This is a genomic window from Halomonas sp. JS92-SW72 (assembly GCF_003547075.1).
Lineage (GTDB): Bacteria > Pseudomonadota > Gammaproteobacteria > Pseudomonadales > Halomonadaceae > Halomonas > Halomonas alkalicola.
Genome location: NZ_CP032147.1, coordinates 895,396 through 916,837, shown reverse-complemented (window position 1 = coordinate 916,837; position 21,442 = coordinate 895,396). Strand labels below are relative to the sequence as shown.

24 protein-coding genes are annotated in these 21,442 nt (G+C 69.5%); 8 read left to right on the top strand and 16 right to left on the bottom strand.

The window, feature by feature from the left end; translation table 11 throughout:
- Position 1: 1 nt before the first annotated feature.
- Positions 2 to 892, bottom strand: a complete 891-nt coding sequence (gene galU, locus D1793_RS04320; protein ID WP_119021047.1) for a UTP--glucose-1-phosphate uridylyltransferase GalU — start codon at positions 890 to 892, stop codon at positions 2 to 4.
- Between the two features lie 230 nt (positions 893 to 1,122).
- On the opposite strand from galU, the gene ubiG reads away from it, so the two are divergent.
- The 3 genes from ubiG (at position 1,123) to D1793_RS04305 (ending at position 3,477) form a co-directional block, all read left to right on the top strand.
- On the top strand, positions 1,123 to 1,848 hold the full coding sequence (ubiG, locus tag D1793_RS04315; RefSeq protein ID WP_119021046.1) for a bifunctional 2-polyprenyl-6-hydroxyphenol methylase/3-demethylubiquinol 3-O-methyltransferase UbiG: 726 nt from the start codon (positions 1,123 to 1,125) through the stop codon (positions 1,846 to 1,848).
- A complete protein-coding gene (locus D1793_RS04310) occupies positions 1,848 to 2,528 on the top strand; it encodes an HAD-IA family hydrolase (RefSeq protein ID WP_119023568.1) in 681 nt (226 codons plus the stop codon). Before ubiG ends, D1793_RS04310 begins: the two co-directional genes overlap by 1 nt.
- Positions 2,529 to 2,634: 106 nt before the next feature.
- Complete coding sequence (locus tag D1793_RS04305) at positions 2,635 to 3,477, top strand: hypothetical protein (RefSeq protein WP_162899907.1); 843 nt, start codon at positions 2,635 to 2,637, stop codon at positions 3,475 to 3,477.
- Here D1793_RS04305 and D1793_RS04300 read toward each other — a convergent pair.
- The 13 genes from D1793_RS04300 to D1793_RS04240 all read right to left on the bottom strand — a co-directional run bounded on the left by D1793_RS04300 (position 3,472) and on the right by D1793_RS04240 (position 14,568).
- On the bottom strand, positions 3,472 to 4,236 hold the full coding sequence (locus D1793_RS04300; RefSeq protein ID WP_119021044.1) for a YciK family oxidoreductase: 765 nt from the start codon (positions 4,234 to 4,236) through the stop codon (positions 3,472 to 3,474). The genes D1793_RS04305 and D1793_RS04300 overlap by 6 nt on opposite strands.
- 16 nt (positions 4,237 to 4,252) lie before the next feature.
- The gene (gene ybgF, locus D1793_RS04295) at positions 4,253 to 5,029 is read right to left on the bottom strand and encodes a tol-pal system protein YbgF (RefSeq protein ID WP_119021043.1); all 777 of its coding nucleotides are present in this window, start codon (positions 5,027 to 5,029) and stop codon (positions 4,253 to 4,255) included.
- A 31-nt stretch (positions 5,030 to 5,060) separates the two neighbouring features.
- Positions 5,061 to 5,597 (bottom strand): peptidoglycan-associated lipoprotein Pal, encoded by a 537-nt coding sequence (gene pal / locus D1793_RS04290; protein WP_119021042.1) that lies wholly within the window; start codon positions 5,595 to 5,597, stop codon positions 5,061 to 5,063.
- Between the two features lie 44 nt (positions 5,598 to 5,641).
- Positions 5,642 to 6,928, bottom strand: coding sequence for a Tol-Pal system beta propeller repeat protein TolB (gene tolB / locus D1793_RS04285; protein ID WP_119021041.1), 1,287 nt, complete (start codon positions 6,926 to 6,928; stop codon positions 5,642 to 5,644).
- A complete protein-coding gene (gene tolA, locus D1793_RS04280; protein ID WP_240407770.1) occupies positions 6,928 to 8,412 on the bottom strand; it encodes a cell envelope integrity protein TolA in 1,485 nt (494 codons plus the stop codon). The genes tolB and tolA overlap by 1 nt, the downstream gene beginning before the upstream one ends.
- Before the next feature lie 9 nt (positions 8,413 to 8,421).
- Positions 8,422 to 8,859, bottom strand: coding sequence for a protein TolR (gene tolR, locus D1793_RS04275; protein WP_119021040.1), 438 nt, complete (start codon positions 8,857 to 8,859; stop codon positions 8,422 to 8,424).
- 12 nt (positions 8,860 to 8,871) lie between these two features.
- Positions 8,872 to 9,549, bottom strand: coding sequence for a protein TolQ (gene tolQ, locus D1793_RS04270; RefSeq protein WP_240407769.1), 678 nt, complete (start codon positions 9,547 to 9,549; stop codon positions 8,872 to 8,874).
- A gap of 23 nt (positions 9,550 to 9,572) precedes the next feature.
- On the bottom strand, positions 9,573 to 9,989 hold the full coding sequence (gene ybgC, locus D1793_RS04265) for a tol-pal system-associated acyl-CoA thioesterase (RefSeq protein ID WP_276110793.1): 417 nt from the start codon (positions 9,987 to 9,989) through the stop codon (positions 9,573 to 9,575).
- Entirely contained in the window at positions 9,986 to 11,023 is a 1,038-nt protein-coding gene (gene ruvB / locus D1793_RS04260) for a Holliday junction branch migration DNA helicase RuvB (RefSeq protein WP_119021039.1), read from the bottom strand. The genes ybgC and ruvB overlap by 4 nt, the downstream gene beginning before the upstream one ends.
- Before the next feature lie 4 nt (positions 11,024 to 11,027).
- Entirely contained in the window at positions 11,028 to 11,639 is a 612-nt protein-coding gene (gene ruvA / locus D1793_RS04255) for a Holliday junction branch migration protein RuvA (protein WP_119021038.1), read from the bottom strand.
- 152 nt (positions 11,640 to 11,791) lie between these two features.
- Positions 11,792 to 12,331, bottom strand: coding sequence for a crossover junction endodeoxyribonuclease RuvC (gene ruvC, locus D1793_RS04250; protein WP_119021037.1), 540 nt, complete (start codon positions 12,329 to 12,331; stop codon positions 11,792 to 11,794).
- A 138-nt stretch (positions 12,332 to 12,469) separates the two neighbouring features.
- Positions 12,470 to 14,248, bottom strand: a complete 1,779-nt coding sequence (gene aspS, locus D1793_RS04245; RefSeq protein ID WP_119021036.1) for an aspartate--tRNA ligase — start codon at positions 14,246 to 14,248, stop codon at positions 12,470 to 12,472.
- A 53-nt stretch (positions 14,249 to 14,301) separates the two neighbouring features.
- Positions 14,302 to 14,568 carry a zinc ribbon domain-containing protein gene (locus tag D1793_RS04240; protein WP_119021035.1) on the bottom strand — a complete coding sequence of 89 codons (267 nt, stop codon included), beginning with the start codon at positions 14,566 to 14,568 and terminating at the stop codon, positions 14,302 to 14,304.
- 180 nt (positions 14,569 to 14,748) lie between these two features.
- On the opposite strand from D1793_RS04240, the gene D1793_RS04235 reads away from it, so the two are divergent.
- The 3 genes from D1793_RS04235 to D1793_RS04225 are packed head-to-tail and all read left to right on the top strand — an operon-like array spanning position 14,749 to position 17,572.
- The gene (locus D1793_RS04235) at positions 14,749 to 15,681 is read left to right on the top strand and encodes a D-2-hydroxyacid dehydrogenase (RefSeq protein ID WP_119021034.1); all 933 of its coding nucleotides are present in this window, start codon (positions 14,749 to 14,751) and stop codon (positions 15,679 to 15,681) included.
- Between the two features lie 15 nt (positions 15,682 to 15,696).
- Positions 15,697 to 16,617, top strand: coding sequence for a ribokinase (locus D1793_RS04230; RefSeq protein ID WP_119021033.1), 921 nt, complete (start codon positions 15,697 to 15,699; stop codon positions 16,615 to 16,617).
- 10 nt (positions 16,618 to 16,627) lie between these two features.
- A complete protein-coding gene (locus tag D1793_RS04225; protein ID WP_119021032.1) occupies positions 16,628 to 17,572 on the top strand; it encodes a nucleoside hydrolase in 945 nt (314 codons plus the stop codon).
- Positions 17,573 to 17,628: 56 nt separating this feature from the next.
- Here the strand turns inward: D1793_RS04225 and D1793_RS04220 are convergent, their stop codons facing one another.
- On the bottom strand, positions 17,629 to 17,901 hold the full coding sequence (locus tag D1793_RS04220; RefSeq protein ID WP_119023565.1) for an acylphosphatase: 273 nt from the start codon (positions 17,899 to 17,901) through the stop codon (positions 17,629 to 17,631).
- A gap of 218 nt (positions 17,902 to 18,119) precedes the next feature.
- Here D1793_RS04220 and D1793_RS04215 point away from each other — a divergent pair, with 218 nt between their 5' ends.
- Positions 18,120 to 19,181 carry a Glu/Leu/Phe/Val dehydrogenase dimerization domain-containing protein gene (locus D1793_RS04215; RefSeq protein WP_240407768.1) on the top strand — a complete coding sequence of 354 codons (1,062 nt, stop codon included), beginning with the start codon at positions 18,120 to 18,122 and terminating at the stop codon, positions 19,179 to 19,181.
- Between the two features lie 95 nt (positions 19,182 to 19,276).
- Here the strand turns inward: D1793_RS04215 and D1793_RS04210 are convergent, their stop codons facing one another.
- Positions 19,277 to 20,212 (bottom strand): YihY/virulence factor BrkB family protein, encoded by a 936-nt coding sequence (locus D1793_RS04210; protein WP_119021030.1) that lies wholly within the window; start codon positions 20,210 to 20,212, stop codon positions 19,277 to 19,279.
- 134 nt (positions 20,213 to 20,346) lie between these two features.
- Between D1793_RS04210 and D1793_RS04205 the strand changes: the two genes are divergently transcribed.
- Positions 20,347 to 21,441 carry a bifunctional nicotinamide-nucleotide adenylyltransferase/Nudix hydroxylase gene (locus tag D1793_RS04205; protein ID WP_119021029.1) on the top strand — a complete coding sequence of 365 codons (1,095 nt, stop codon included), beginning with the start codon at positions 20,347 to 20,349 and terminating at the stop codon, positions 21,439 to 21,441.
- The last annotated feature ends 1 nt before the right edge of the window (position 21,442 follow it).

The following is a 21,442-nucleotide window of genomic DNA, read 5'->3' as shown; positions in this document are numbered from 1 at the left end:
GTCAGGCCTCGTTGGCGTAGCGGGTGAGCAACTCGCGGAATCCCTCGCCATAGCGGGCATGGCGGCGTCCGTAAGCGAGGATCGCTTCCAGGTAGCCGAGCTGGTGACCGCAGTCGTAGGTCTTGCCGCGCATGCGGAAGGCATCGACGCCCTCGCACTGGCGGAGGGTCTCGATGGCGTCGGTGAGCTGGATCTCGCCCCCGGCCCCCGGGGCCGTCTCGGCCAGCAGCTGGAAGATGCTGCCGGGCAGCGCGTAGCGGCCGATCACCGCCAGGTTGGAGGGCGCCTCCTCCACAGCCGGCTTCTCCACCACGCCGGCCAGCGGGCGCGACTCGCCGGGAGCGGGTGTCTCGCCCCCGGTATCGACGATGCCGTACTTGTAGGTCAGCTCGCGGGGCACCTCCTCTACCATCAGCTGGGCGCGACCGCTGGCGTCGAAGGCGCCGAGCATGCAGGCCAGGTCATTGCGCTCGAGGCCCTCGGCATCCACCAGCACGTCGGGGAGCAGCACCGCAAAGGGCTCGTCGTCCCCCACCACCGGGCGGGCGCAGAGCACGGCATGGCCGAGCCCGAGGGGCTCGGGCTGGCGCACGCTGATGATATTGACCTCCTCCGGGACGATGCTGCGCAGCTCGGCGAGCAGCTCGTGTTTGCCCTTGGCCTCGAGGCTCGCCTCCAGCTCGAAGTGCTTGTCGAAGTGGTTCTCGATGGCCGACTTGCTGCCATGGGTCACCAGCACGATATCGCGGATGCCGGCGGCGACCGCCTCCTCGACCACGTACTGGATCACCGGACGGTCAACGATGGTGATCATCTCCTTGGGAATTGCCTTGGAGGCCGGCAGGCAGCGGGTGCCGAAGCCGGCGACGGGAAGCACGGCCTTCTTGATCATGGTGAAATCCTTGTCCGTAACGTCATCGTCAGTGAATGGCCGCGACACGGCCAGCCCCGGAGAGCCCCGCCGCGTTGCGTCAGGCGACTCCCGCCCCTGGCCATGGGAATGCGGCCTTAAGAGCGGGTAGAATGGTGCCATGATACCGGACGAGCCTGGCCCTGCCACTGTGCCGGCCAGGCAACACCCATGGTTAGGACTGCATCGTGATTCCTGAACGGAGAGCTCAGATGGGCGCAAGTCAGACGCAAGCGGGCAACGTCGATCCCGGCGAGATTGCCAAGTTCGAGGCCCTGGCCAGCCGCTGGTGGGACCCGGAGAGCGAGTTCAAGCCGCTCCATGAGATCAACCCGCTGCGTCTGGACTTCATCGATGCCCGCGCGGGCCTTGCCGGCAAGCGTGTCGTGGACGTGGGCTGCGGCGGCGGCATCCTGGCCGAGGCGATGGCCCACCGCGGCGCCCGGGTCACCGGCATCGATCTCGGCGAGGCGCCCCTGGCGGTGGCCAGGCTGCATGCCGAGGAGAGCGGCGTCGAGGTCGACTATCGCCGCATCAGCGTGGAGGCGCTGGCCGAGGAGATGCCCGGCGAGTTCGACGTGGTGACCTGCCTGGAGATGCTCGAGCACGTGCCCGACCCGGCCTCGGTGGTGCGCGCCTGCGCCACCCTGGTCAAGCCCGGCGGTCAGCTCTTCTTCTCTACCCTCAACCGCAACCCCAAGGCCTATGCCCTGGCGATCCTCGGCGCGGAATACCTGCTGCGCCTGCTGCCCCGCGGGACCCACGACTACGAGAAGTTCATCCGCCCGGCGGAGCTGGCCGGCTGGTGCCGCGCGGCTCACCTCGAGATCCAGGAGCAGAGCGGCTTGGTCTACAACCCGCTGACCCGGCGCTACCGCCTGCACCCCACCGACGTTTCGGTGAACTACCTGATGCACTGCCGCCGGGAGGCCGAGTGATCACCCCGACACGTCCGGCCGCCCTGCTCTTCGACCTCGACGGTACCCTGGTGGATACCGCGCCGGACCTGGCCCGGGCCACCAACGCGCTGCGCGCCCACCATGGGCTCGCCCCGCTGCCCTATCCGGTGATCCGCGCCCAGGTCTCCAACGGCGGCAGCGCCCTGGTGACCCTGGCACTCGGACTCGCCAGAGAGGCCGAGGGCCACGACGAAGCGCGCACCTTCCTGCTCACCGCCTACGGCGAGGCGGTGGCCGACGAGAGCCGTGTCTTCCCGCCGCTGGTGCGGCTGCTGGAGCAGTGGGAGAGTGCCGATCGCCCCTGGGGCATCGTCACCAACAAGCCGCGGGCCTATGCCGAGCCTCTGGTGGCCGCCCTGGGGCTGGCCCCGGGGGCGATGCTGTGTGCTGACGATCTGCCGGTGAAGAAGCCGGATCCGGCCCCGCTGCTGGAGGCCGCCCGCCGTCTTGCGGTGGCGCCCCAGGCCTGCTGGTACCTGGGCGACCACCTGCGCGACATCCAGGCCGCTCGCGCCGCCGGCATGGCGGCCGTGGCGGTGGGCTGGGGCTATGTGGAGGAAGGTGACGACTATCGCGCCTGGCCCGCCGACCTCTGGTTCGAGAGCGGTGAGGCCCTGGTGGAAGCCATCATCCTGGCTGAGACAGCTCCCACCCGCTGATCAGGGATTTGATCTGGCCGCCCTTGACGGCCGCCACGATACTGGAGGACGCGCCTGCCACCGTTCGTGGCGGGGCCTCGCACTTGCATCGGCGGAGGGCCCGGCGATGAAGCGTTGTCCTCACTGCGCGAGCCACGGCCTCTACCGAAATAGACGTGCGCTCTGGCGGCGGCTGCTCGGGCTTCCTCACACCTACAGCTGTATCGACTGCGGCGCCGACTTCTCGAGACGGCGCCTGCTGGCGGCGCAAGCGAAGCAGCTGGCCGCTGCGCAAGGCTGCGTCCATGAGATGTCCGGGGGCCGGCAGGGCCTGGCGCCCGGTGGCATCCGACGCCTCATGGCCCCCGCACCGGCGCTCCTGCGCCGCCTCACGCTGCCTCGGCGCCGGCTCGCCGCGCCGGGCCGGGACGGCGGCCTGGCCGGACGAGGGCGGCACGCCCTCGATACCCTCCTGCAGGGCGCCGGGCTCACCCCCATCTCGGTCTGGGCCCTCAAGCAGGTCGATGGCGACCTCCTCCACCTCTGCGGCAGCGGCACTCTGGAGCACCAGCAGTCACCCTGGGGCGCCCTGAGCGCGCTGCGCCAGGGTCGCTACCGAGGCGGCGTGCGCATGGGGGACTCCGGTATCGTGCTCAACAGTCGGCTGTTCGCGGCCTTGATTCCCCTCGATGAAATGACCCTTAAGGGACCGGCACGAGGCCATTGGCAAGGGCGCGAGTGGCGCGTGGCCCTGGTGCCGCGTCGCAGTTGGGAGCACGAGGGGCGGCTGGTGGCACATCGCGACGTGAGCGGAGAGGACGAGCGACTGATCAGCAGCGAGGACGTCACGGGGATTCGCGATCACATCGACCCGCAGGCCGCCGCACCCGGCTCGGCCAGCTTCCGGGCGGGCATCGGCCGCCCGGAAGGCTTCGTGGTGCGGGGACCTATCCGGCGTCGGGACTCATGACCGGGGCGGCTGGGCGTCGAAGCTCTCGCCGTTGTGGCCGCGGCTATCGGGCCCCATCAGCCACAGGTAGGTAGGCATGATCTCCTCGGGAGTGCGCAGGGTCTCCGGCAGCTCGCCCGGATAGGCCTGCTTGCGCATCTGGGTGCGGGTGGCGCCGGGATTCAGGCTGTTGACCCGCACGTTGCCCAGGTGCTCGACCTCGTCGGCCAGCACCTCCATGAGCCCCTCGGTGGCGAACTTGGAAACCGCGTAGGCCCCCCAGTAGGCACGTCCGCGGCGCCCGACGCTGGAGGAGGTGAACACCAGCGAGGCATCCGCGGACGCCTTGAGCAGCGGCAGCAGCGCCTGGGTCATCCAGACGGGACCGTTGAAGTTGACCTGCATCACCTGCTCCCACAGCTCCGGGTTGTACTGCTCGAAGGGCGTGATGCGCCCCAGCAGGCCGGCGTTGTGCAGGATACCGTCGAGGCGGCCGAACTCCCGGTCCAGGGTTTCGGCCATGTCGTGGTAGTCCTTGAGGGTGGCGCCCTCGAAGTTGAGCGGGAAGATCGCCGGCTGAGGCCCGCCCGCGGCCTCGATCTCGTCGTAGACCTTCTCCAGCTTGGCGATGGTACGGCCCAGCAGGATCACCGTGGCCCCGTGGCGGGCAAAGGACAGGGCCGCGGCCCGGCCGATCCCGTCACCCGCGCCCGTTACCAGGATGATGCGGTCCTTGAGCAGGTCCGCAGGGGCCTGATAGTCGATCTTGCAGGTCGTCATGGGGTCTCCTTGGTGATCAGTTGCCGGACTGGCGCAGGAAGTCGTTGGCCAGGCCCGCTGCGGTGGTGTCCGGGTAGTCGTCGCGCACCCGCTCGAGCAGCTCGCGGCTGGCCTGGGGGTCGCCCTGGCGCGCCTTGAGCAGGCCCAGCTTGTAGAGGGAGTCGGGCACCTTGTTGCTCTGCGGGAAGTCGTCGAGCACGGTGCGGAACTCGCGCTCGGCCGCCTCGAGGTCGCCCTCCGCGGCGTGCAGCTCTCCCAGCCAGTAGTAGGCATTGGCGGTCAGGCTGTTGTCGGGGTGCTGGGCCACGAAGCGTTCGAAGGCGCCGATGGCCTCGCTGAACTCCCGGGCCTGGACCCTGGCGAAGGCCTGCTGATAGGCCTGCTGGGCCTCGGGGCTCGCGCCGCTGGGCGACGGAGCCTGGGCCACCTGGCGTGCGGCCTCGTCATCGACCTGGGCGCTCGCATCCCCGCCGACGCCGACCGGCGCTGTGGCGAGCCTGTCCTCGAGGTCCAGGTACTGGTCGCGAGTCTGGCGGCGCAGCTGCTCGAGCTGGTGCCGAAGCTCCTCGACCTGGCCGCGCAGCTGGCGGATCTCCTCCTCGTGCTGCTGGACCTGATTGAAGATCACCAGGCTGCCGCCGGCAGCCTCGCGGGTTTCCGTCTGCTGGTAGAAGGTGCGCGGCTGGGAGGTGAGGTCTTCGACCACCGGCTGCTGCGCGACTGCGGGGAGCCATACGGACAGCGGGAGCACCAGGGCTCCCGCGCCGCACAGTCCTTTCAGACCGTGTTTCATGCGTGTCTCCATCGACGCGGGTGCCGACGACTCAGTAGGCGAAGACGACCCGACGGTTCTGGGCGTAGGCTTCCTCGTTCTGGCCACGGGCGGCCGGGCGCTCCTCGCCGTAGCTCACTACCTCGACCTGGGAGGGCGACACGCCCTGCACGGAGAGGAAGCGCTCCACGGAGCGGGCACGACGCTCGCCCAGTGCCATGTTGTATTCGCGGGTGCCACGCTCATCGGTATGGCCCTGCAGGACCACACGGGAGTTGCCGTTCTCGCGCAGGTAGCGGGCGTGGGCGGCCAGCACCGGTTCGAACTCGCTGCGGATGCGGTCGCTGTCGAACTCGAAGTAGATGGTGCGCTGCTGGGGGATGCGGCCATCGGCCTCCTGGCCCGCGGTGCCGCTGCCGAAACCGGTGCCGCCTACCTGGCTACCGGAGACGCCGCTGCCGGCCACGCCGTTGCCGGTGCGGGAACTGTCCATGGACCCGTCCTGGGTCCCGCCACTGCTGGAACAACCTGCCACGAAGGCCAGGGACAGAGCGACCGCCAGGGTCCTGGCGTAGGGCTTGAGTTGCATTGTGTTACTCCTTACTGAATCGAAGAGCACCAACATCACTGTGGTCAGTTGAGAAAGGGAGACCATGCGGGTTCACGCACGTCGCCCGATGCGGAAGGCAGCCGGAAGGACGCACGTCCGTCGGCGGTCACTGCCCCCAATACCCCGCTGTTACCCTGCTGGGTGGCGAAGATTACCATGGTCCCGTTGGGCGCAACACTGGGGGATTCATCCCAGCGCGAATCGCTCAGCACGACCAGTCGTCCGCTGTCCAGGTCCTGGCGCGCCACCTGGTAGCCGTTGCTGGAGCGATGGACGAGGAAGATCGATTCCCCGTCGGGCGCGAAGCGCCCACGGGCATTGTAGTTACCGGTGAAGGTGAGTCGCTGCTGCTGGCCGCTGCCGAAGTCGTGGCGGTAGAGCTGCGGCCCGCCGCTGCGGTCCGAGGTGAACAGCAGGCTGCGACCGTCGGGTGCCCAGGCCGGCTCGGTGTCGATGCTCGAGCTGTTGGTGATGCGCTGGAAATCCCGCGAGGCGATATCCATTACGTAGATCTCCGGCTGGCCATCCTTGGAGAGGGACATGGCCAGGCGACGGCCATCCGGTGACCAGGCCGGGGCCCCGTTGATGCCCTCGAAGGAGGTCGCGCGCACCCGCTGGCCCGAAGCCAGGTCCTGGATATAGATCGCCGGCCGCTCGGTCTCGAAGGAGACATAGGCCAGGCGGCGCCCGTCGGGCGACCAGGCCGGCGACAGGATCGGTTCCCGTGAGCTCAGCACCTGCTGGCTGTTGCGGCCGTCGGCATCCGCCACGTAGAGGGTGAACTGCATGTTGTCACCCACGCCCTGGGCCGTCACGTAGGCGATGCGGGTCGAGAAGGCGCCGCGAATGCCGGTGATCGCCTCGAAGATCTGGTCGCTGATGTAGTGGGCGGCGCCGCGCAGTTCGTTCTGGTCGGCGGTGACCACCTCCCCCAGCATGCGGCGCTCGCCGCTGACGTCCATCAGCTCGTAGCGCAGGCGGTAGCCGTTGCCTTCGCGGCTGGCACGCCCCACCACCAGGTAGCGCACGTCCAGACTGCGCCAGGTGCCATAGCGCACCTCGTCGCTCTCGCTGGGGCGGTCGAGCATCTGACGGCGCGGCAGCGGGTCGAAGTAGCCGCTGCGCTCCAGGTTGTCGTGGATCACCTGGGCGACGTCCTCGGGGAAGTCGTCGCCGCCGGCGAAGGGCACCACGGCGACCGGGGTCGCCCGGTCACTGCCGCGGGTGATCTCGATGGTCAGGTTGGCCTGGGCCATGCCGCTGAAGAACAGCAGCAGAGCCGTCAGCCAGGAAGTGATCAGGGCTTTCATCAGCGCACGTCTCCCGGTGTGAAACGCAGATTGAATTGACGGTAGTCCCGTTGCAGGTTGGCTGGCAACTGTCGCAGTTCGGCGAACGGTGCCGCGGCCTCGACCGCCTGGATCGCCGAGCGATCGAAGGCGCTGTCGCCGCTGCTGCGGGTGATCGAGGCGCCGAACAGCTCGCCGGAGGGGCCGAGACGCACCGCGACCTCCGTGGTGGCACCGCCCGGTACATTGGGGGGAATCACCCAGGCCTGCTCCACCGCGCGGCGAACCAGGTTGATGAAGCTGTTGGCGGCCTCCTGGCCCTGTCGCGCATTGGCAACGGCGTCGCTCTCGCCATCGATGGCGCGATCGAGCCCCTGGCTTGCCGCCTCGGCGGCGCGGCGTGCGGCCTCCTCGGCCTCGCGCTGACGCTGGGCTTCCTGCTCCCGGCGGCGCTGCTCCTCCGCTTCGCGCTGACGACGGGCCTCTTCCTCGGCCTGGCGCTGGCGTTCAGCTTCCGCCTGGCGCTGGCGTTCGGCCTCCGCTTCCGCCTGACGCTGGCGTTCGGCCTCCGCTTCCGCCTGACGCTGGCGTTCGGCCTCCGCTTCCGCCTGGCGCTGGCGTTCGGCTTCCGCTTCCGCCTGACGCTGGCGTTCGGCTTCCGCCTCGGCCTGACGCTGGCGTTCGGCCTCCGCTTCCGCCTGGCGCTGGCGTTCGGCCTCCGCTTCCGCCTGACGCTGGCGTTCGGCCTCCGCTTCCGCCTGGCGCTGGCGTTCGGCTTCCGCCTCCGCCTGACGCTGGCGTTCGGCTTCCGCCTCGGCCTGACGCTGGCGTTCGGCCTCCGCTTCCGCCTGGCGCTGGCGTTCGGCCTCCGCTTCCGCCTGGCGCTGGCGTTCGGCTTCCGTCTCGACCTGACGCTGGCGTTCGGCTTCCGCCTCGGCCTGGCGCTGCCGCTCGGCCTCTTCCTGCTGAAGGCGCTGCTCCTCCCGCTGCTGGGCTTGGCGTTCGGCCTCCGCTTCCGGCTGACGCTGGCGTTCGGCTTCCGCCTCGGCCTGGCGCTGCCGCTCGGCCTCTTCCTGCTGAAGGCGCTGCTCCTCACGCTGCTGGGCTTGGCGTTCGGCCTCCTCGGCGCGCCGGGCGGCTTCGGCCTCGGCCGCCTCAGCGGCACTCCGGGCCTCCTCCTGAGCCCGGGTCTCGGCCTCCTGCTCCGCCTGTCGCGCGGCCTCGACGGCGGCCGCCGCCTCCTCTGCCTCGCGTGCGGCCTCCTCGGCCTGACGCTGCTCCTCCGCTTCCCGCGCCAGGGCGCGCGAGCGCGCCGCCTCGGCACGCTGCGCCTGATCGGTCACCGTCTCGGTGCTGACCAGGGTAGCCTGAACAATGGAGGATGAGGTCGGTTCCGGCTCGCGGCTGGGCAGGCTGATCACGCTGAACAGCACCACCACCACGTGCAGCGCCACCGCGAGGATCGTCGGCAGGCCGTACCCTACCCGTGGGTCCTGTGTGGCCATCGATAATCCTCAGCCTTCCCCGCCGGGTGGTTCGGATATCAATCCGACGTTGGCCACGCCGGCCACCTGCAGGGTACTCATCAGGGTGACCACCTGACCGTAGGTAACATTGCGATCCCCGCGCACCATCACCGGCGTGCCGGGGCGGCGCTCGAGCAGGATGATCACCCGATCGGCGAGCTCGTCGAGGTCCACGGCGCTCTCCTCGCCGCCGATGGAGAGGTAGTAGCCGCCGTCGCGATCCACCGAGACGATGATCGGGTCGCTCTCATCAGCGTTCTCGATGGGCTCGGAGGTCACCTGGGGCAGATCGACCTGCACGCCCTGGGTCATCATGGGGGCGGTGATCATGAAGATCACCAGCAGCACCAGCATGACGTCGATGAAGGGCACGACGTTGATCTCGCCCATGGGCTTGCGCCCGCTGCGATTGAAAGGTCCATGCATGGCCAGACTCCCTCAGGCGGCGCCGGATTCGGCCCGGCCCTGCAGGTTGCGGTGCAGGATGGAGTGGAACTCCTCGGCGAAGTCCTCGTACTTGCCCAGCAGCCGCGCAGACTCGGACGACAGGCGGTTGTAGAAGATCACCGCCGGGATGGCGGCGAACAGCCCCATGGCGGTGGCGATCAGCGCCTCGGCGATCCAGGGGGCCACGGTGGCGAGGGTCGCCTGCTGGGTCATGGAGAGCGCCTGGAAGGAGCCCATGATGCCCCAGACGGTGCCGAACAGCCCGATATAGGGGCTGGCCGAAGCCACGGTGGCCAGGAACACCAGGTGCAGGCTGAGGCGCTCCTCCTCCCGGGACCAGGCCACCCGCATGCTGCGCTGGACGCCATCGAGGATCGCCTGGGGGCTCTTGGTCTTGGGCAGCAGGCGGTTGAATTCGCGGAAGCCGGCGCGGAACACGTGCTCGGCGCCCTGGGTCTCCTGCTCCGCCGGGGTCTCCCGGTAGAGCTCGTTGAGGTCGACCCCGGACCAGAAGCGCTCCTCGAAGGCCTGGTGGGTCTGCTTGGCACGGCGCATCACGAAGGTGCGCTGGAAGATCACGACCCAGGAGAGGATCGAGCCCACCGTGAGCAGCAGCATGACCAGCTGCACCACGGTACTGGCGCTCATGATCAGGTGGGGTATGGACATGGAGTCGTTCACGGGCATCCTCGTCAGTCTTGCGGTTGGGCAGAGGGTTGGGCCAGGGCCGCGGCCAGCGCCGGCGGCCAGGGTACGGGCTTGAGGCGCGTCGCATCGATGCAGGCGATGTCGACCCGCGCCTCGCACAAGGGTTCCCCGCGACGGCTCACGACCTGGCCGAACTGCAGCCGGGCGCGGCCATGGGACCGGATCTCTGCGCTCACCTCGAGCGCGTCGTCCAGTCGGGCGGGCTTGGCATAGCGACACTCCAGCTTGTGCACCACCAGCTGGATGCCGGCCTCGAACAGCTCGCGCTGGGTGATCCCCTGCGCGCGCAGCCACTCGCTGCGTGCCCGCTCCATGTACTTGAGGTAGTTGACGTAGTAGACGATGCCACCGGCATCGGTGTCCTCGATATAGACGCGCACCGGCAGACGGAAATCGCTCACGGCCGAGTCTCCCCAGCGGCGTCCGCGGCATCCTCGGCGGGTGTCAGGCCGAAGTGCAGCCAGGCCTGGCGGGTCACCACCCGCCCCCGCGCGGTGCGCATCATCAGCCCCTGCTGGATCAGGTAGGGCTCGATGACGTCCTCGATGGTGTCGCGTTCCTCGCCGATGGCGGCGGCCAGCGAGTCGACCCCCACCGGGCCGCCGTCGAACTTCTCGATCATCGCCAGCAGCAGGCGGCGGTCCATATGGTCCAGGCCGTGGTGGTCGACGTGGAGCATGTCCAGCGCCCGGTCGGCGATCTCGGCGTCGATACGGCCGCTGCCGCGCACCTCGGCGTAGTCGCGCACGCGGCGCAGCAGGCGGTTGGCGATGCGCGGGGTACCCCGGGAGCGGCGTGCCACTTCCCTGGCGCCGTCGGCGTCCGCCTCGACCCCCATCAGCCGCGCCGAGCGGGTGACGATCTCGGTGAGCTCGCCGATGGCATAGAACTCCAGGCGCTGGACGATGCCGAAGCGATCGCGCAGCGGTGAGGTCAAAAGCCCCGCCCGGGTGGTCGCCCCCACCAGGGTGAAGGGTGGCAGGTCGAGCTTGATGGAGCGTGCCGCCGGCCCCTCGCCGATCATGATGTCGAGCTGGAAGTCCTCCATGGCGGGGTAGAGGATCTCTTCCACCACCGGCGAGAGGCGATGGATCTCGTCGATGAAGAGCACATCGCCGGCTTCGAGGTTGGTCAGCATGGCGGCTAGGTCGCCGGCGCGCTCCAGCACCGGGCCGGAGGTGGACTTGAGCCCCACTCCCATCTCGGCGGCGATGATGTTGGCCAGGGTCGTCTTGCCCAGCCCCGGGGGGCCGAACACCAGGGTGTGGTCGAGGCTCTCGTCCCGGGCGCGGGCGGCGCCGATGAAGATCTCCAGCTGCTCGCGCACTCGCGGCTGGCCGATGTAGTCGGCCAGCCGCTTCGGGCGGATGGCGCGGTCGATGGGCTCCTCGCCCTCGCGGACGTCGGCAGCGATCAGGCGATCGTTCTCCAGCATCGCGCTACCCCGCCATCCGGCGGCTCAGGGCCGCCTTGATCATCGCCTCGGTGCTCCCCTCGCCCTCGAGGCCCGCCAGCATCCTGGCCGCCTCGGCGGGCTTGTAGCCAAGGCTGACCAGGGCCGCCTCGGCATCGGCCAGGGGGTCGTGGCGCGAGGCGGTGGGCTGGGCGCCGCTGGCCAGCTCCGCCAGGGCGTCGTCACCGGGCTCCCAGTGGGGGAAGCGGTCGCGCATCTCGATGATCAGCCGCTCGGCGGTCTTCCTGCCCACTCCGGGCAGGCGCATCAGCGCCTTGACGTCGTCGTCGAGCACGCAGCGCCGGAAGGCGGCCTCGTCCATGCCGGAGAGGATCGCCAGGGCAAGTCTGGGGCCTACGCCATTGACCTTGATCAGTGCGCGGAACAACGCCCGCTCCTGCTCCCGGGCGAAGCCGTAGAGCAGGTGGGCGTCATCGCGCACGATCAGGTGGGTGTGCAGGGAGACGGCCTCGCCGGTGGCCGGCAGGGCCACCAGGGTGGTCATGGAGGCCTCGAGCTCGTAGCCGACCCCGGCCACATCCACCACCAGCCAGGGAGGCTGCTTCTCAAGCAGGGTGCCGCGCAGGCGTCCAATCATGGAGAAATCCGTGTCCTTCACTGCAGGAAAGGCGGCTCAGGGCCGCCGATGACGCCACTATACTGGTCGCCCGTGCGGCTGACCAGCCCATGCTGAAACAGCGTTCGACAACTCGTGAAAGCCTCCGTCGACGTCGCCGGAGAGCGACAGCCTCAGGGTTGGAAATCGCGCCAGGAAAGGCCCTTCCTGCGGCTGCGGTGGCCGCCGAAGCTGCCGGCCTGGAGCAGGCCGAGGCGAGCATAAGCGTGAGTCAGGGCAATGGCCAGTGCGTCGGCGGCATCGGCCTGGGGCGTGGCGGAGAGCTTGAGGATGGCCGTCACCATATGCTGCACTTGGGCCTTGTCGGCGCCACCGGTGCCGGTCACCGCCTGCTTGATCTGCCGCGGACCGTACTCGCTCACCGGGAGGCCGTGGTTGGCGGCACAGACGATGGCGGTGCCCCGGGCCTGGCCGAGCTTGAGCGCCGAATCGGCGTTCTTGGCCATGAACACCTGCTCGATGGCGAATTCACCGGGGCGATGGATGGCGATCAGCTCACTCACCCCCGCATAGACCTGGGCCAGCTTCTGGGCCAGGTCGTCGGCCCGGATGCGGATGCAGCCGCTCGCCACATAGCGTGGCGTCGAGGTCGAGACGTCGAGCACCCCGTAGCCGGTGAGCCGCGAGCCGGGGTCGATGCCGAGAATCAGCACGACCCTGCCCCGCCATCGGTTCGCTGCGTGCTCCTCATGGGGCCTCCCTGCTCGGCTCGGTGATCGGATCAATCGTCATCATACGATACCGGCGCCCATCGGGCGCCGGTCTCTTGCTGCGTCAGGGGCCAGGAGGAATCACTCCTGACCTTCCGCCTTGGCCTTCTGGCGCAGCCGGATGCTCAGCTCGCGCAGCTGCTCGACGCTCACCTCGCCCGGGGCGTCGGTCATCAGGCAGCCAGCGCTCTGGGTCTTCGGGAAGGCAATCACCTCGCGGATGGTGCGGGCACCCGCCATCAGCATCACCAGGCGGTCGAGGCCGAAGGCCAGGCCGCCATGGGGCGGTGCACCATACTGCAGGGCGTCGAGCAGGAAGCCGAACTTCTCGCGGGCCTCCTCCTCACCGATGCCGAGGATCTCGAACACGGTGGTCTGCATGGCCTGGTCGTGGATACGGATGGAGCCGCCGCCCAGCTCGGTGCCGTTGAGCACCATGTCGTAGGCCCGGGAGAGCGCGCCCGCCGGGTTGGCCTTGAGCTCCTCGGGGCTGCAGGAGGGCGAGGTGAAGGGGTGGTGCAGCGGGCTCAGGCGACCGTCGTCGTCGGCCTCGAACATCGGGAAATCCACCACCCACAGCGGCGCCCAGGGCCGGGTGTAGAGGTCGAGGTCCTCGCCCAGCCTGACGCGCAGCGCGCCGATCGCCTCGTTGACGATGCGCGCCTTGTCGGCACCGAAGAAGATGATGTCGCCGTCCTCGGCGCCGACGCGGTCGAGCAGCTGCTCCACCACGTTCTCCATGAACTTGACGATGGGCGACTGCAGGCCCTCGAGGCCCTTGGCGCGCTCGTTGACCTTGATCCAGGCCAGGCCCTTGGCGCCATAGATGCCGACGAACTTGGTGTAGTCGTCGATCTCCTTGCGCGAGAGCTTGGCCCCACCCGGCACGCGCAGCGCGGCCACGCGGCCATCCTCGGCGCTGGCCGGGCCTGAGAAGACCTTGAAGTCCACCTGCTGCATCAGGTCGTCGACATCAGTGAGCTCGAGCGGGATGCGCAGATCCGGCTTGTCGGAGCCGAAGCGGTTCATCGCCTCGCTCCAGGTCATGCGCGGGAACTCGGGCAGCTCAACCTTGAGCACCTCCTGGAAGAGCTGGCGGATCATCGCCTCGGTGATCCCCATGATGTCGTTCTCGGAGACGAAGGAGGCCTCGAGGTCGATCTGGGTGAACTCCGGCTGGCGGTCGGCGCGCAGGTCCTCGTCGCGGAAGCACTTCGCGATCTGGTAGTAGCGGTCGAAGCCGGCCACCATCAGCAGCTGCTTGAACAGCTGCGGCGACTGGGGTAGCGCGAAGAAGCTGCCCGGATGGGTGCGGCTCGGCACCAGGTAATCGCGGGCCCCTTCCGGGGTCGCGCGGGTGAGGATCGGGGTCTCGATGTCGAGGAAGCCCTGTCCCTCCAGGAAGGCGCGCACGCTGTGGGAGATCCGCGAACGCAGGCGCAGTTTCTCGATCATCTCGGGACGGCGCAGGTCGATGTAGCGGTGCTTAAGGCGCACCTCCTCGCCCACCTTGCCGTGCTCGTCGAGCTGGAAGGGCGGCGTGGCGGCGGTGTTGAGCACCTCCACCTCCTTGGCCAGCACCTCGATCATGCCGGTGGGCATGTTGGGGTTCTGGGTACCTTCCGGGCGCAGCCGCACGCGGCCCTGGATGCGCAGCACGTACTCGCTGCGCGCGCGGTCGGCGGTGGCGAAGGCCTCGGCGGTATCGGGGTCGACCACGACCTGAGCGATGCCGTCGCGATCGCGCATGTCGAGGAAGATCACGCCCCCGTGGTCACGGCGGCGATGTACCCAGCCGCACAGGGTGACCGTCTGGTCCACCAGGGTCTCGTTGAGCTGGCCGCAATAATGGCTGCGCATGTCGTATCCTGTTCTGTAGCGAAATGAGGGGTTGGCGAGTGGCTGGGCGGCCCTCAGGCCGCCGCGCCCTCCTTCTTGCTGGACGATGACTCGCTCTGGGCGGAGCCTCCTGCATCACCGGCCAGGTTCTTCTTACCGCCGGACTTAAAGTCGGTCTCGTACCAGCCGCCGCCGGCCAGGCGGAAACCGGCCGCCGAGACCAGCCGCGAAAGCGCGGGGGCCTCGCAGGCGGGACAGTCGGTCAGCGGAGCGGCGCTGATCTTCTGAAGCTTTTCCAGGCGCTGGCCGCAGGCCTTGCACTCGTATTCGTAGATGGGCATGGTTTGATCACTCCGGAAAATCACGGTATCCAGATCAGGACGCTGCCGGGCGTTCCCGGCGACAACGAATATGTGGCCGGCCCGCAGCGAATCCAAGCCTGCCAAAGCCGGACATTATAGCGTGCCCACCACCCGTGCGGGCAAGGCGCCTGCGCAAGGCCCCCAGAAGGAAGCCAACCGATGAATGCCGTCCTCCTCGATGCCTCAAGCCTCGGCCCCGATATCGACCTCGCCCCGATCCGTGAGCAGGTCGACTCCCTGGCGGTCCACGATCAGAGCACCACCGCCGAAGCCCGCGAGCGCCTGGCCGGGGCCCGGGTCGCCATCGTCAACAAGGTGGTGCTGGACGCCGCGACCCTCGAGGCGCTGCCCGAGCTCAGGTTGATCTGCGTGCTTGCCACTGGCACCAACAACATCGACATGGCCGCCGCCGAGCGCCTGGGCATCGCGGTGAAGAACGTCACCGCCTACGGCACCGCCAGCGTGGCCCAGCACACCCTGATGCTGATGCTCGCCCTGGCCAACCGCCTGCCCCTCTACCAGCGCGACGTGGCGACCGGGCGCTGGGGCGAGAGCCCCTTCTTCTGCCTGATGGACCACGGCACCCTGCAGCTGGAGGGCAAGCGCCTGGTGATCGTCGGCCAGGGGGTGCTCGGCAGCCGGGTCGCCCAGCTCGCCGAGGCCTTCGGCATGGCCGTGACCTTCGCGGCCCGGCCCGGCAAGGCGGATGACAGCCGCCCCACCCTGGCCGACCTCGCCCCCGAGGCCGACATCATCAGTCTGCACTGCCCGCTCAGCGAGGCGACCCGGCACCTGGTCGATGCCGACCTGCTGGCCACCCTCAAGCCTGGCGCCCTGCTGGTCAACTGCGCCCGCGGGGGCATCATCGACGAGCTGGCGGCCCTCGAGGCCCTCCGCGAGGGACGCCTGGGCGGGCTCGGCGTCGACGTGCTGCCGGTGGAGCCGCCCCGCGACGGCCATCCGCTGATCGATGCCCTGGCGGAGCCGCTGAACCTGATCGTGACCCCTCACAATGCCTGGATCACCCCGGAGTCGCGCCAGAATGTGGTGGCCCTCACCGCCGACAACCTGCGCGCCTGGCAGTCCGAGTGACGGAGGCCCCAGCCCATGCTGCACAACTTCGGCTCCATCAACCTCGACCACGTCTATCGCGTTCCCCACTTGGTCAGGCCCGGGGAGACGCTGGCCAGCCATGACTATCGCGTGGGGCTGGGCGGCAAGGGGGCCAACCAGTCCCTGGCCATGGCCCGGGCCGGCGGGCGGGTCTGTCACTGGGGCCGGCTGGGCCGCCAGGACGCCTGGGCTCGAGACAGCCTGGCCCGGGCCGGGGTCGATGTCACCCATGTCAGCCTGGTGGATGCCCCCAGCGGCCACGCCATCATCCAGGTGGACGATGCCGGCGAGAACGCCATCATCCTCTTTCCCGGCGCCAACCACGGCTTCCAGCGCGCCGGCCTAGAGGCCCTGGTGGCCGCGACCCGCCCCGGCGACTGGCTGCTACTCCAGAACGAGTGCAACGGCCTCGAGCAGCTGCTTCCCCTGGCCGCCGGCCACGGGCTCAGGATCGCCTTCAACCCGGCCCCCATGAGCGAGGCGGTGAGTGAGCTGCCGCTGTCGGCCTGCCAGCTGCTGTTTCTCAACCGCAGCGAGGCGGCCGGGATCACCGGGCTGGCCCTGGAGGCGGGCGCGAAGGCCCTGCTCGACGCCCTGGCCGACCGGCTGCCGGGCTGTGACGTCGTGCTCACCCTGGGTGATGAGGGGGCCTGGTACCAGCGGGGCGACCAGCGTTGCCATCAGCCGGCGCTGGCGGTGACGGCCGTGGATACCACCGGGGCGGGCGACACCTTCATCGGCTACTACCTGGCAGCGCTTCAGCGCGGTGCCGCGGTGGCCGACTGCCTGACGCAGGCCAGCGCGGCCGCCGCCCTGGCGGTGCAGCGCCCGGGGGCCGCCGAGAGCATCCCGGTCGCCGCCGAGGTGGCGCGCCTGCTGAACGACTCGACCCCGCCCACAGCCCCAGCCTCTTGAGGAGCCCCCCATGCGCCATCCGATCATCTTCGATACCGACCCCGGGGTGGATGACGCCCAGGCCATCGCCATCGCCCTCCGTCACCCCGAGCTCGAGCTGCTCGGCCTGACCACCACCTATGGCAACGTCGACGTGGCCACCGCCACTCACAATGCCCTGCTGCTGGCCGAGCTGGCCGGACGCAGCGATGTGCCGGTGGCCCAGGGGGCAGCCGCGCCGCTGGTCAAGACCCGCTGTCCGCCGCCGGCCCATATTCACGGCGCCAACGGCCTGGGGGACATCGCGCTGCCAGCGGTGAAGGGCCGGGCCGACGGGCGAAGTGCTGCGCAGTTCATCGTCGATACCGTCAATGCCCGCCCCGGCGAGGTCACCCTGGTGGCGGTGGGGCCGCTGGGCAACCTGGCCGCCGCCCTCCAGCTCGACCCGACGCTCATCGAGCAGGTGAAGCAGGTGGTGATCATGGGCGGTTCGATCCGCGAGGGGGGCAACGTCACCCCGGTGGCCGAGGCCAACATGTTCAACGACCCCCATGCAGCGAGTCGGGTGCTGACCGCCGGCTGGCCGCTGACCCTGGTCGGCCTCGATGTCACCCACCGCTGCGTGCTGACGGCAGAGCACATGGCGCGCATCGAGGCCGGCCAGGGCGAGCTTGGCCGCGTGCTGGCCGGCAGCTACGCCTTCTACCGCGACTTCTACCGGACCTTCCTGGGCATCGACGGCTGCTGCCCCCACGACAGCTGCGCCCTCGCCTGGCTGCTCAGGCCAGAGCTCTTCAGCACGGCACGCGGCCACATCACCGTGGTCACCGACGGTGATGCTGAGGGCCAGACGCTCTTCGCCCCCGAGGGGCGGGCCTTCATCGACTCACGCTGGTCGCGAACGCCCGCGGTGGACGCCTGCCTGGGGGTCGACGGCGAAGCGGTGAGCGACTGGATCGCCGACGTTCTCGCCTGATGCCGCCGGCGGGGTGGCCCAAGCCAGCCCCCCTCGCCTCTGCCCACGTCACGCCCCTAGCTGGTACGGAAGTCATCCGGGACGTGGGCCTCGATCACCTCGAGCTCGACGTGGGTCACCCGAGCCTTCTCCGGCCCCCGCCAGAGCCACTCGCTGACCGCCTTCACGGCATCCGGGCCGCCGCACAGCAGCACCTCCACCCGTCCGTCGGGCAGGTTCCTGGCGTGGCCGGTGACACCGTGCTGCAGGGCCTGCTCCTGAGTCGCCCGGCGATACCAGACCCCCTGCACCTTGCCCGTCACCAGGGCCTTGACGCAGCACATCTCCATGCCCACCTCCATCATCGCAGTGTCCGGAACGGCCCGCTGCCGCTCCGCTGGGTATGCCCTCGTTTCTACCAGCCCCGACGCGATCAAGGCCAGCCCGGCATGCGACTTCCCGCCAATGCCGCCATGCTCTAACCTTGACCATAGCCCTGTCACCCGGCCACAAGCCCGATTGACAGGTCACCGCCCTACCCGGGCAAGCCAGTACAACGACAATCCTCATGAGGGAGAGCCACGCCATGCCGGTCTTCGAGCACCCGGAATTCGACCACCATCAGCAGATCGTCTTCGGCAGCGATGCCGGAAGCGGACTGCGCGCCATCGTCGCCATCCACGACACCACCCGCGGCCCCGCCCTCGGCGGCCTGCGTATCTACCCCTACGCCAGCGAGGCAGAGGCTCTCACCGACGTGCTGCGCCTCTCGCGGGGCATGAGCTACAAGTCGGCCATGGCGGACCTGCCCCTGGGCGGCGGCAAGGCGGTGATCATCGCCGACCCGCGCACCGCGAAGACCCCAGAGCTGCTGCGCGCCATGGGGCGTCTGGTGGACTCCCTGGGGGGCGCCTACATCACCGCCGAGGACTCCGGCTCCAGTGAGGCGGACATGCAGATCATCGCCGAGCAGACCCGTCACGTGGGCGGGCTGCGCCGAGCCAGCGGGGAATCCGGCGACCCCTCGCCCTTCACCGCCTGGGGCGTCTTCTGTGCGCTGAAGAGTGCGGTGCGCCACGCCCTCGGGCGCGGCGATCTCGAAGGGCTCAGGGTGGCGATCCAGGGCGTCGGCCATGTCGGCGCCCACCTGGCCCGCCACCTCGCGGATGCCGGTGCCCGCCTGGTGCTTACCGACATCGACCGCGAGGCCCTTGCCCACCTGGCCGAGGAGCTCGGTGCCGAGACGACGGCGCCGGAGGCGATCTTCGACGCCGAGGTGGACCTCTTCGCCCCCTGCGCCCTGGGCGCCGTGCTGGATGCCGAGGTGGTGGAGCGCCTCAGGGCGAGGGTGGTGTGCGGTGCGGCCAACAACCAGCTGGCCACCCCGGCCATGGCCGAGCGGCTGATGGGGCGCGGGATTCTCTATACGCCGGACTATGTGGCCAACGCCGGCGGGGTGATCGAGATCGCCTGGCAGCGCCGCGAGGACTATCGGCGCGAGGCGGTGATGGCGCATATCGAGGGGATCGGCGCGACCCTGGACGAGCTGTTCGCCCGGGCGGCCAGCGAGGGCCGCAGTCCCGCGACCATCGCCGACACCATGGCTCGGGAGCGCTTCGGCCGCGGCTGAGCCGGGCGAGGCCCCGCGTGCGGTGGCGGCCGGGCACCCCATACCGCGCGAGGCCGGCATGTTGCCGGCCTCGTCGCCTTGGGGCCTGGGCTCCGCTAGCTGTCCATCAGCTCGCGCCTGACCACCACGGCGGTATTGCGCGGCACCAGCGGCTGCCCCCGCTCGGCCAGGTGGCAGCGGGTGAAGGCGGCGCCGAACAGCAGGATCAGCGAACTGTAGTAGACCCACAGCAGGATCATCACCACCGAGCCCGCGGCCCCGTAGGTGGAGGCGGTGGCGGTGTGGGAGAGGTAGACGGCGATGGCCGAGCGCCCCACAGCAAAGAGCAGCGCGGTGACCACCGCGCCCACCACCACGTCCTGCCACCGCAGCACCACGTCGGGCAGCACCTTGAAGATGGTGGCGAAGAGCACTGCGATCACCGCCAGGGAGACGAGGAACTCGACCCCCGTGGTCAGGAAGCCCACGAAGGGCACCAGCTCGTCGGCGGCCTGCAGCATGGCCCGCACCATGACGCCGAAGATCAGCGAGACCAGCAGGATGAAGCCGATGGAGAGCACCACGGTCAGCGACAGCAGGCGGTTCTTGATGAAGATCAGGGCGCTGTTGGCGCTGGGCCGTGCGGTGACCCCCCAGATGGTGTTGAGCGAGAACTGCATCTGGGCAAACACCGTGGTGGCCCCCACCAGCAGGGCGCCGACGCCCAGCAGGGTGGGCAGCAGGCCCGACTCCTCGATGCGCGAGCTCGCCACGGCCTGTTCGATGGCGGCGGCGGCATCATGACCCATGGTGTCCTGCAACTGGGCGACGATCTGGCCCTGGGCGGCATCCTCGCCCAGCACCAGGCCGATCACGGTGACGGCGATGATCACCGTGGGGGCCAGGGAGAAGAGCGTGTAGAAGGCCAGCGACCCGGCGTAGCTGAAGGCGTTGCGCTCCAGCCAGAGGCGAATCGCCCCCTGGGTCACGTTCCACCAGAACAGCAGCCTGGCCCGGAGGGCGGCCGGCGTCAGTCGGTTGAGCTCGATCATGGTATTCCCCGCATCCCTGTGTGCCTTTCAGCATACGCGAATGAAACCGAGCCTGCTGCCGCGGGGCGCATTGCACCCGCCTGCGGCGCTGACCATAATGAGCGGCGCCTTCTTACCGCCCGCCAGGAATGCCCATGACCGACTGCCCGGACACCGACCGCGACGCCTACGACTTCGACTGCCTGGTGTTCATCGGTCGCTTCCAGCCGCCCCACCTGGGGCACCTGGCGGTGATCCACGAGGCGCTCAAGCGCGCTCGCCAGGTGATCGTGCTGGTGGGCTCCTCCTGGCAGGCGCGCTCGCTGCGCAATCCCTGGCGCTTCGACGAGCGCCGGGCCATGCTGCGCAGCGCCTTCGACGACGAGGAGAACCGCCGGCTCGCCGTGGTGCCGCTGCTCGACGCCCTCTACAACAACGATGTCTGGGTGCGCGACGTGCAGCGCAAGGTGCGCGATATCGCCAGCCCCCAGGGAGCGCGGCTGCCGCGCATCGGCCTGATCGGCGCCAGTCGCGGCCAGTCCAGCTACTACCTCTCGCTGTTTCCCCAGTGGGAGTCGGTCAGCGTGCCGCTGGTGGAGGGCATCTCGGCCAGCCAGATCCGCGAGCGGCTGTTCCGCTCCCCCTCCTCCGCCGACGACTACCTGAGCACCGGGGCCGCCCACGACCTGCCACCCGGGGTGGTGGCCGCCGTCCGCGACTTCTGCGCCGGCGACCACTACCGCCAGCTCAGCGAGGAGCAGCGCCTGCTGGACCAGTACCGCAGCGCCTGGGCCCAGGCGCCCTATCCGCCCATCTTCGTGACGGTGAACGCGGTGGTGGTGCAGTCGGGGCATGTGCTGCTGGTCCGCCGCACGGCAGCGCCGGGCAAGGGGCTGCTGGCGCTGCCCGGCGGCTTCATCAACTCCCATGAACGGCTGCTGGATGCCTGCCTCCGGGAGTTGCGCGAGCGGATTCGCCTCAAGGTGCCGGAACCGGTGCTCAAGGGCTCGCTGCGCGGCCAGCGGCTCTTCGACGAGCCCCATCGCAGCTGGCGGGGCCGCACCCTGGCGGAGGCTTTCTACTTCGCGCTGACCCCCGACCAGCAGCTGCCACGCCTCAAGCCGGTCAAGGGCGGCGACCACGCCCGCTGGGTGGCACTGGCGGACCTCGATCCCGAGGCCCTCTTCGAGGACCACTTCTTCATCATCCAGGACTTCCTGGGGCTGCCCGCCGACTTCGGGGGGGGCTAGG

Excerpts from the sequence above, each read along its gene's own strand:
- ubiG (WP_119021046.1), top strand. The coding sequence starts at position 1,123 with ATGGGCGCAAGTCAGACGCAAGCGGGCAACGTCGATCCCGGCGAGATT.
- D1793_RS04230 (WP_119021033.1), top strand. The coding sequence starts at position 15,697 with ATGCTGCACAACTTCGGCTCCATCAACCTCGACCACGTCTATCGCGTT.
- ybgF (WP_119021043.1), bottom strand. The coding sequence starts at position 5,029 with ATGAAACACGGTCTGAAAGGACTGTGCGGCGCGGGAGCCCTGGTGCTC.
- D1793_RS04205 (WP_119021029.1), top strand. The coding sequence starts at position 20,347 with ATGACCGACTGCCCGGACACCGACCGCGACGCCTACGACTTCGACTGC.
- galU (WP_119021047.1), bottom strand. The coding sequence starts at position 892 with ATGATCAAGAAGGCCGTGCTTCCCGTCGCCGGCTTCGGCACCCGCTGC.
- D1793_RS04305 (WP_162899907.1), top strand. The coding sequence starts at position 2,635 with ATGAAGCGTTGTCCTCACTGCGCGAGCCACGGCCTCTACCGAAATAGA.
- pal (WP_119021042.1), bottom strand. The coding sequence starts at position 5,597 with ATGCAACTCAAGCCCTACGCCAGGACCCTGGCGGTCGCTCTGTCCCTG.
- D1793_RS04240 (WP_119021035.1), bottom strand. The coding sequence starts at position 14,568 with ATGCCCATCTACGAATACGAGTGCAAGGCCTGCGGCCAGCGCCTGGAA.
- tolR (WP_119021040.1), bottom strand. The coding sequence starts at position 8,859 with ATGCATGGACCTTTCAATCGCAGCGGGCGCAAGCCCATGGGCGAGATC.
- D1793_RS04225 (WP_119021032.1), top strand. The coding sequence starts at position 16,628 with ATGCGCCATCCGATCATCTTCGATACCGACCCCGGGGTGGATGACGCC.
- D1793_RS04220 (WP_119023565.1), bottom strand. The coding sequence starts at position 17,901 with ATGGAGATGTGCTGCGTCAAGGCCCTGGTGACGGGCAAGGTGCAGGGG.
- aspS (WP_119021036.1), bottom strand. The coding sequence starts at position 14,248 with ATGCGCAGCCATTATTGCGGCCAGCTCAACGAGACCCTGGTGGACCAG.
- tolA (WP_240407770.1), bottom strand. The coding sequence starts at position 8,412 with ATGGCCACACAGGACCCACGGGTAGGGTACGGCCTGCCGACGATCCTC.
- D1793_RS04235 (WP_119021034.1), top strand. The coding sequence starts at position 14,749 with ATGAATGCCGTCCTCCTCGATGCCTCAAGCCTCGGCCCCGATATCGAC.
- D1793_RS04300 (WP_119021044.1), bottom strand. The coding sequence starts at position 4,236 with ATGACGACCTGCAAGATCGACTATCAGGCCCCTGCGGACCTGCTCAAG.
- ruvB (WP_119021039.1), bottom strand. The coding sequence starts at position 11,023 with ATGCTGGAGAACGATCGCCTGATCGCTGCCGACGTCCGCGAGGGCGAG.
- tolQ (WP_240407769.1), bottom strand. The coding sequence starts at position 9,549 with ATGTCCATACCCCACCTGATCATGAGCGCCAGTACCGTGGTGCAGCTG.
- D1793_RS04210 (WP_119021030.1), bottom strand. The coding sequence starts at position 20,212 with ATGATCGAGCTCAACCGACTGACGCCGGCCGCCCTCCGGGCCAGGCTG.
- D1793_RS04215 (WP_240407768.1), top strand. The coding sequence starts at position 18,120 with ATGAGGGAGAGCCACGCCATGCCGGTCTTCGAGCACCCGGAATTCGAC.
- ruvA (WP_119021038.1), bottom strand. The coding sequence starts at position 11,639 with ATGATTGGACGCCTGCGCGGCACCCTGCTTGAGAAGCAGCCTCCCTGG.
- tolB (WP_119021041.1), bottom strand. The coding sequence starts at position 6,928 with ATGAAAGCCCTGATCACTTCCTGGCTGACGGCTCTGCTGCTGTTCTTC.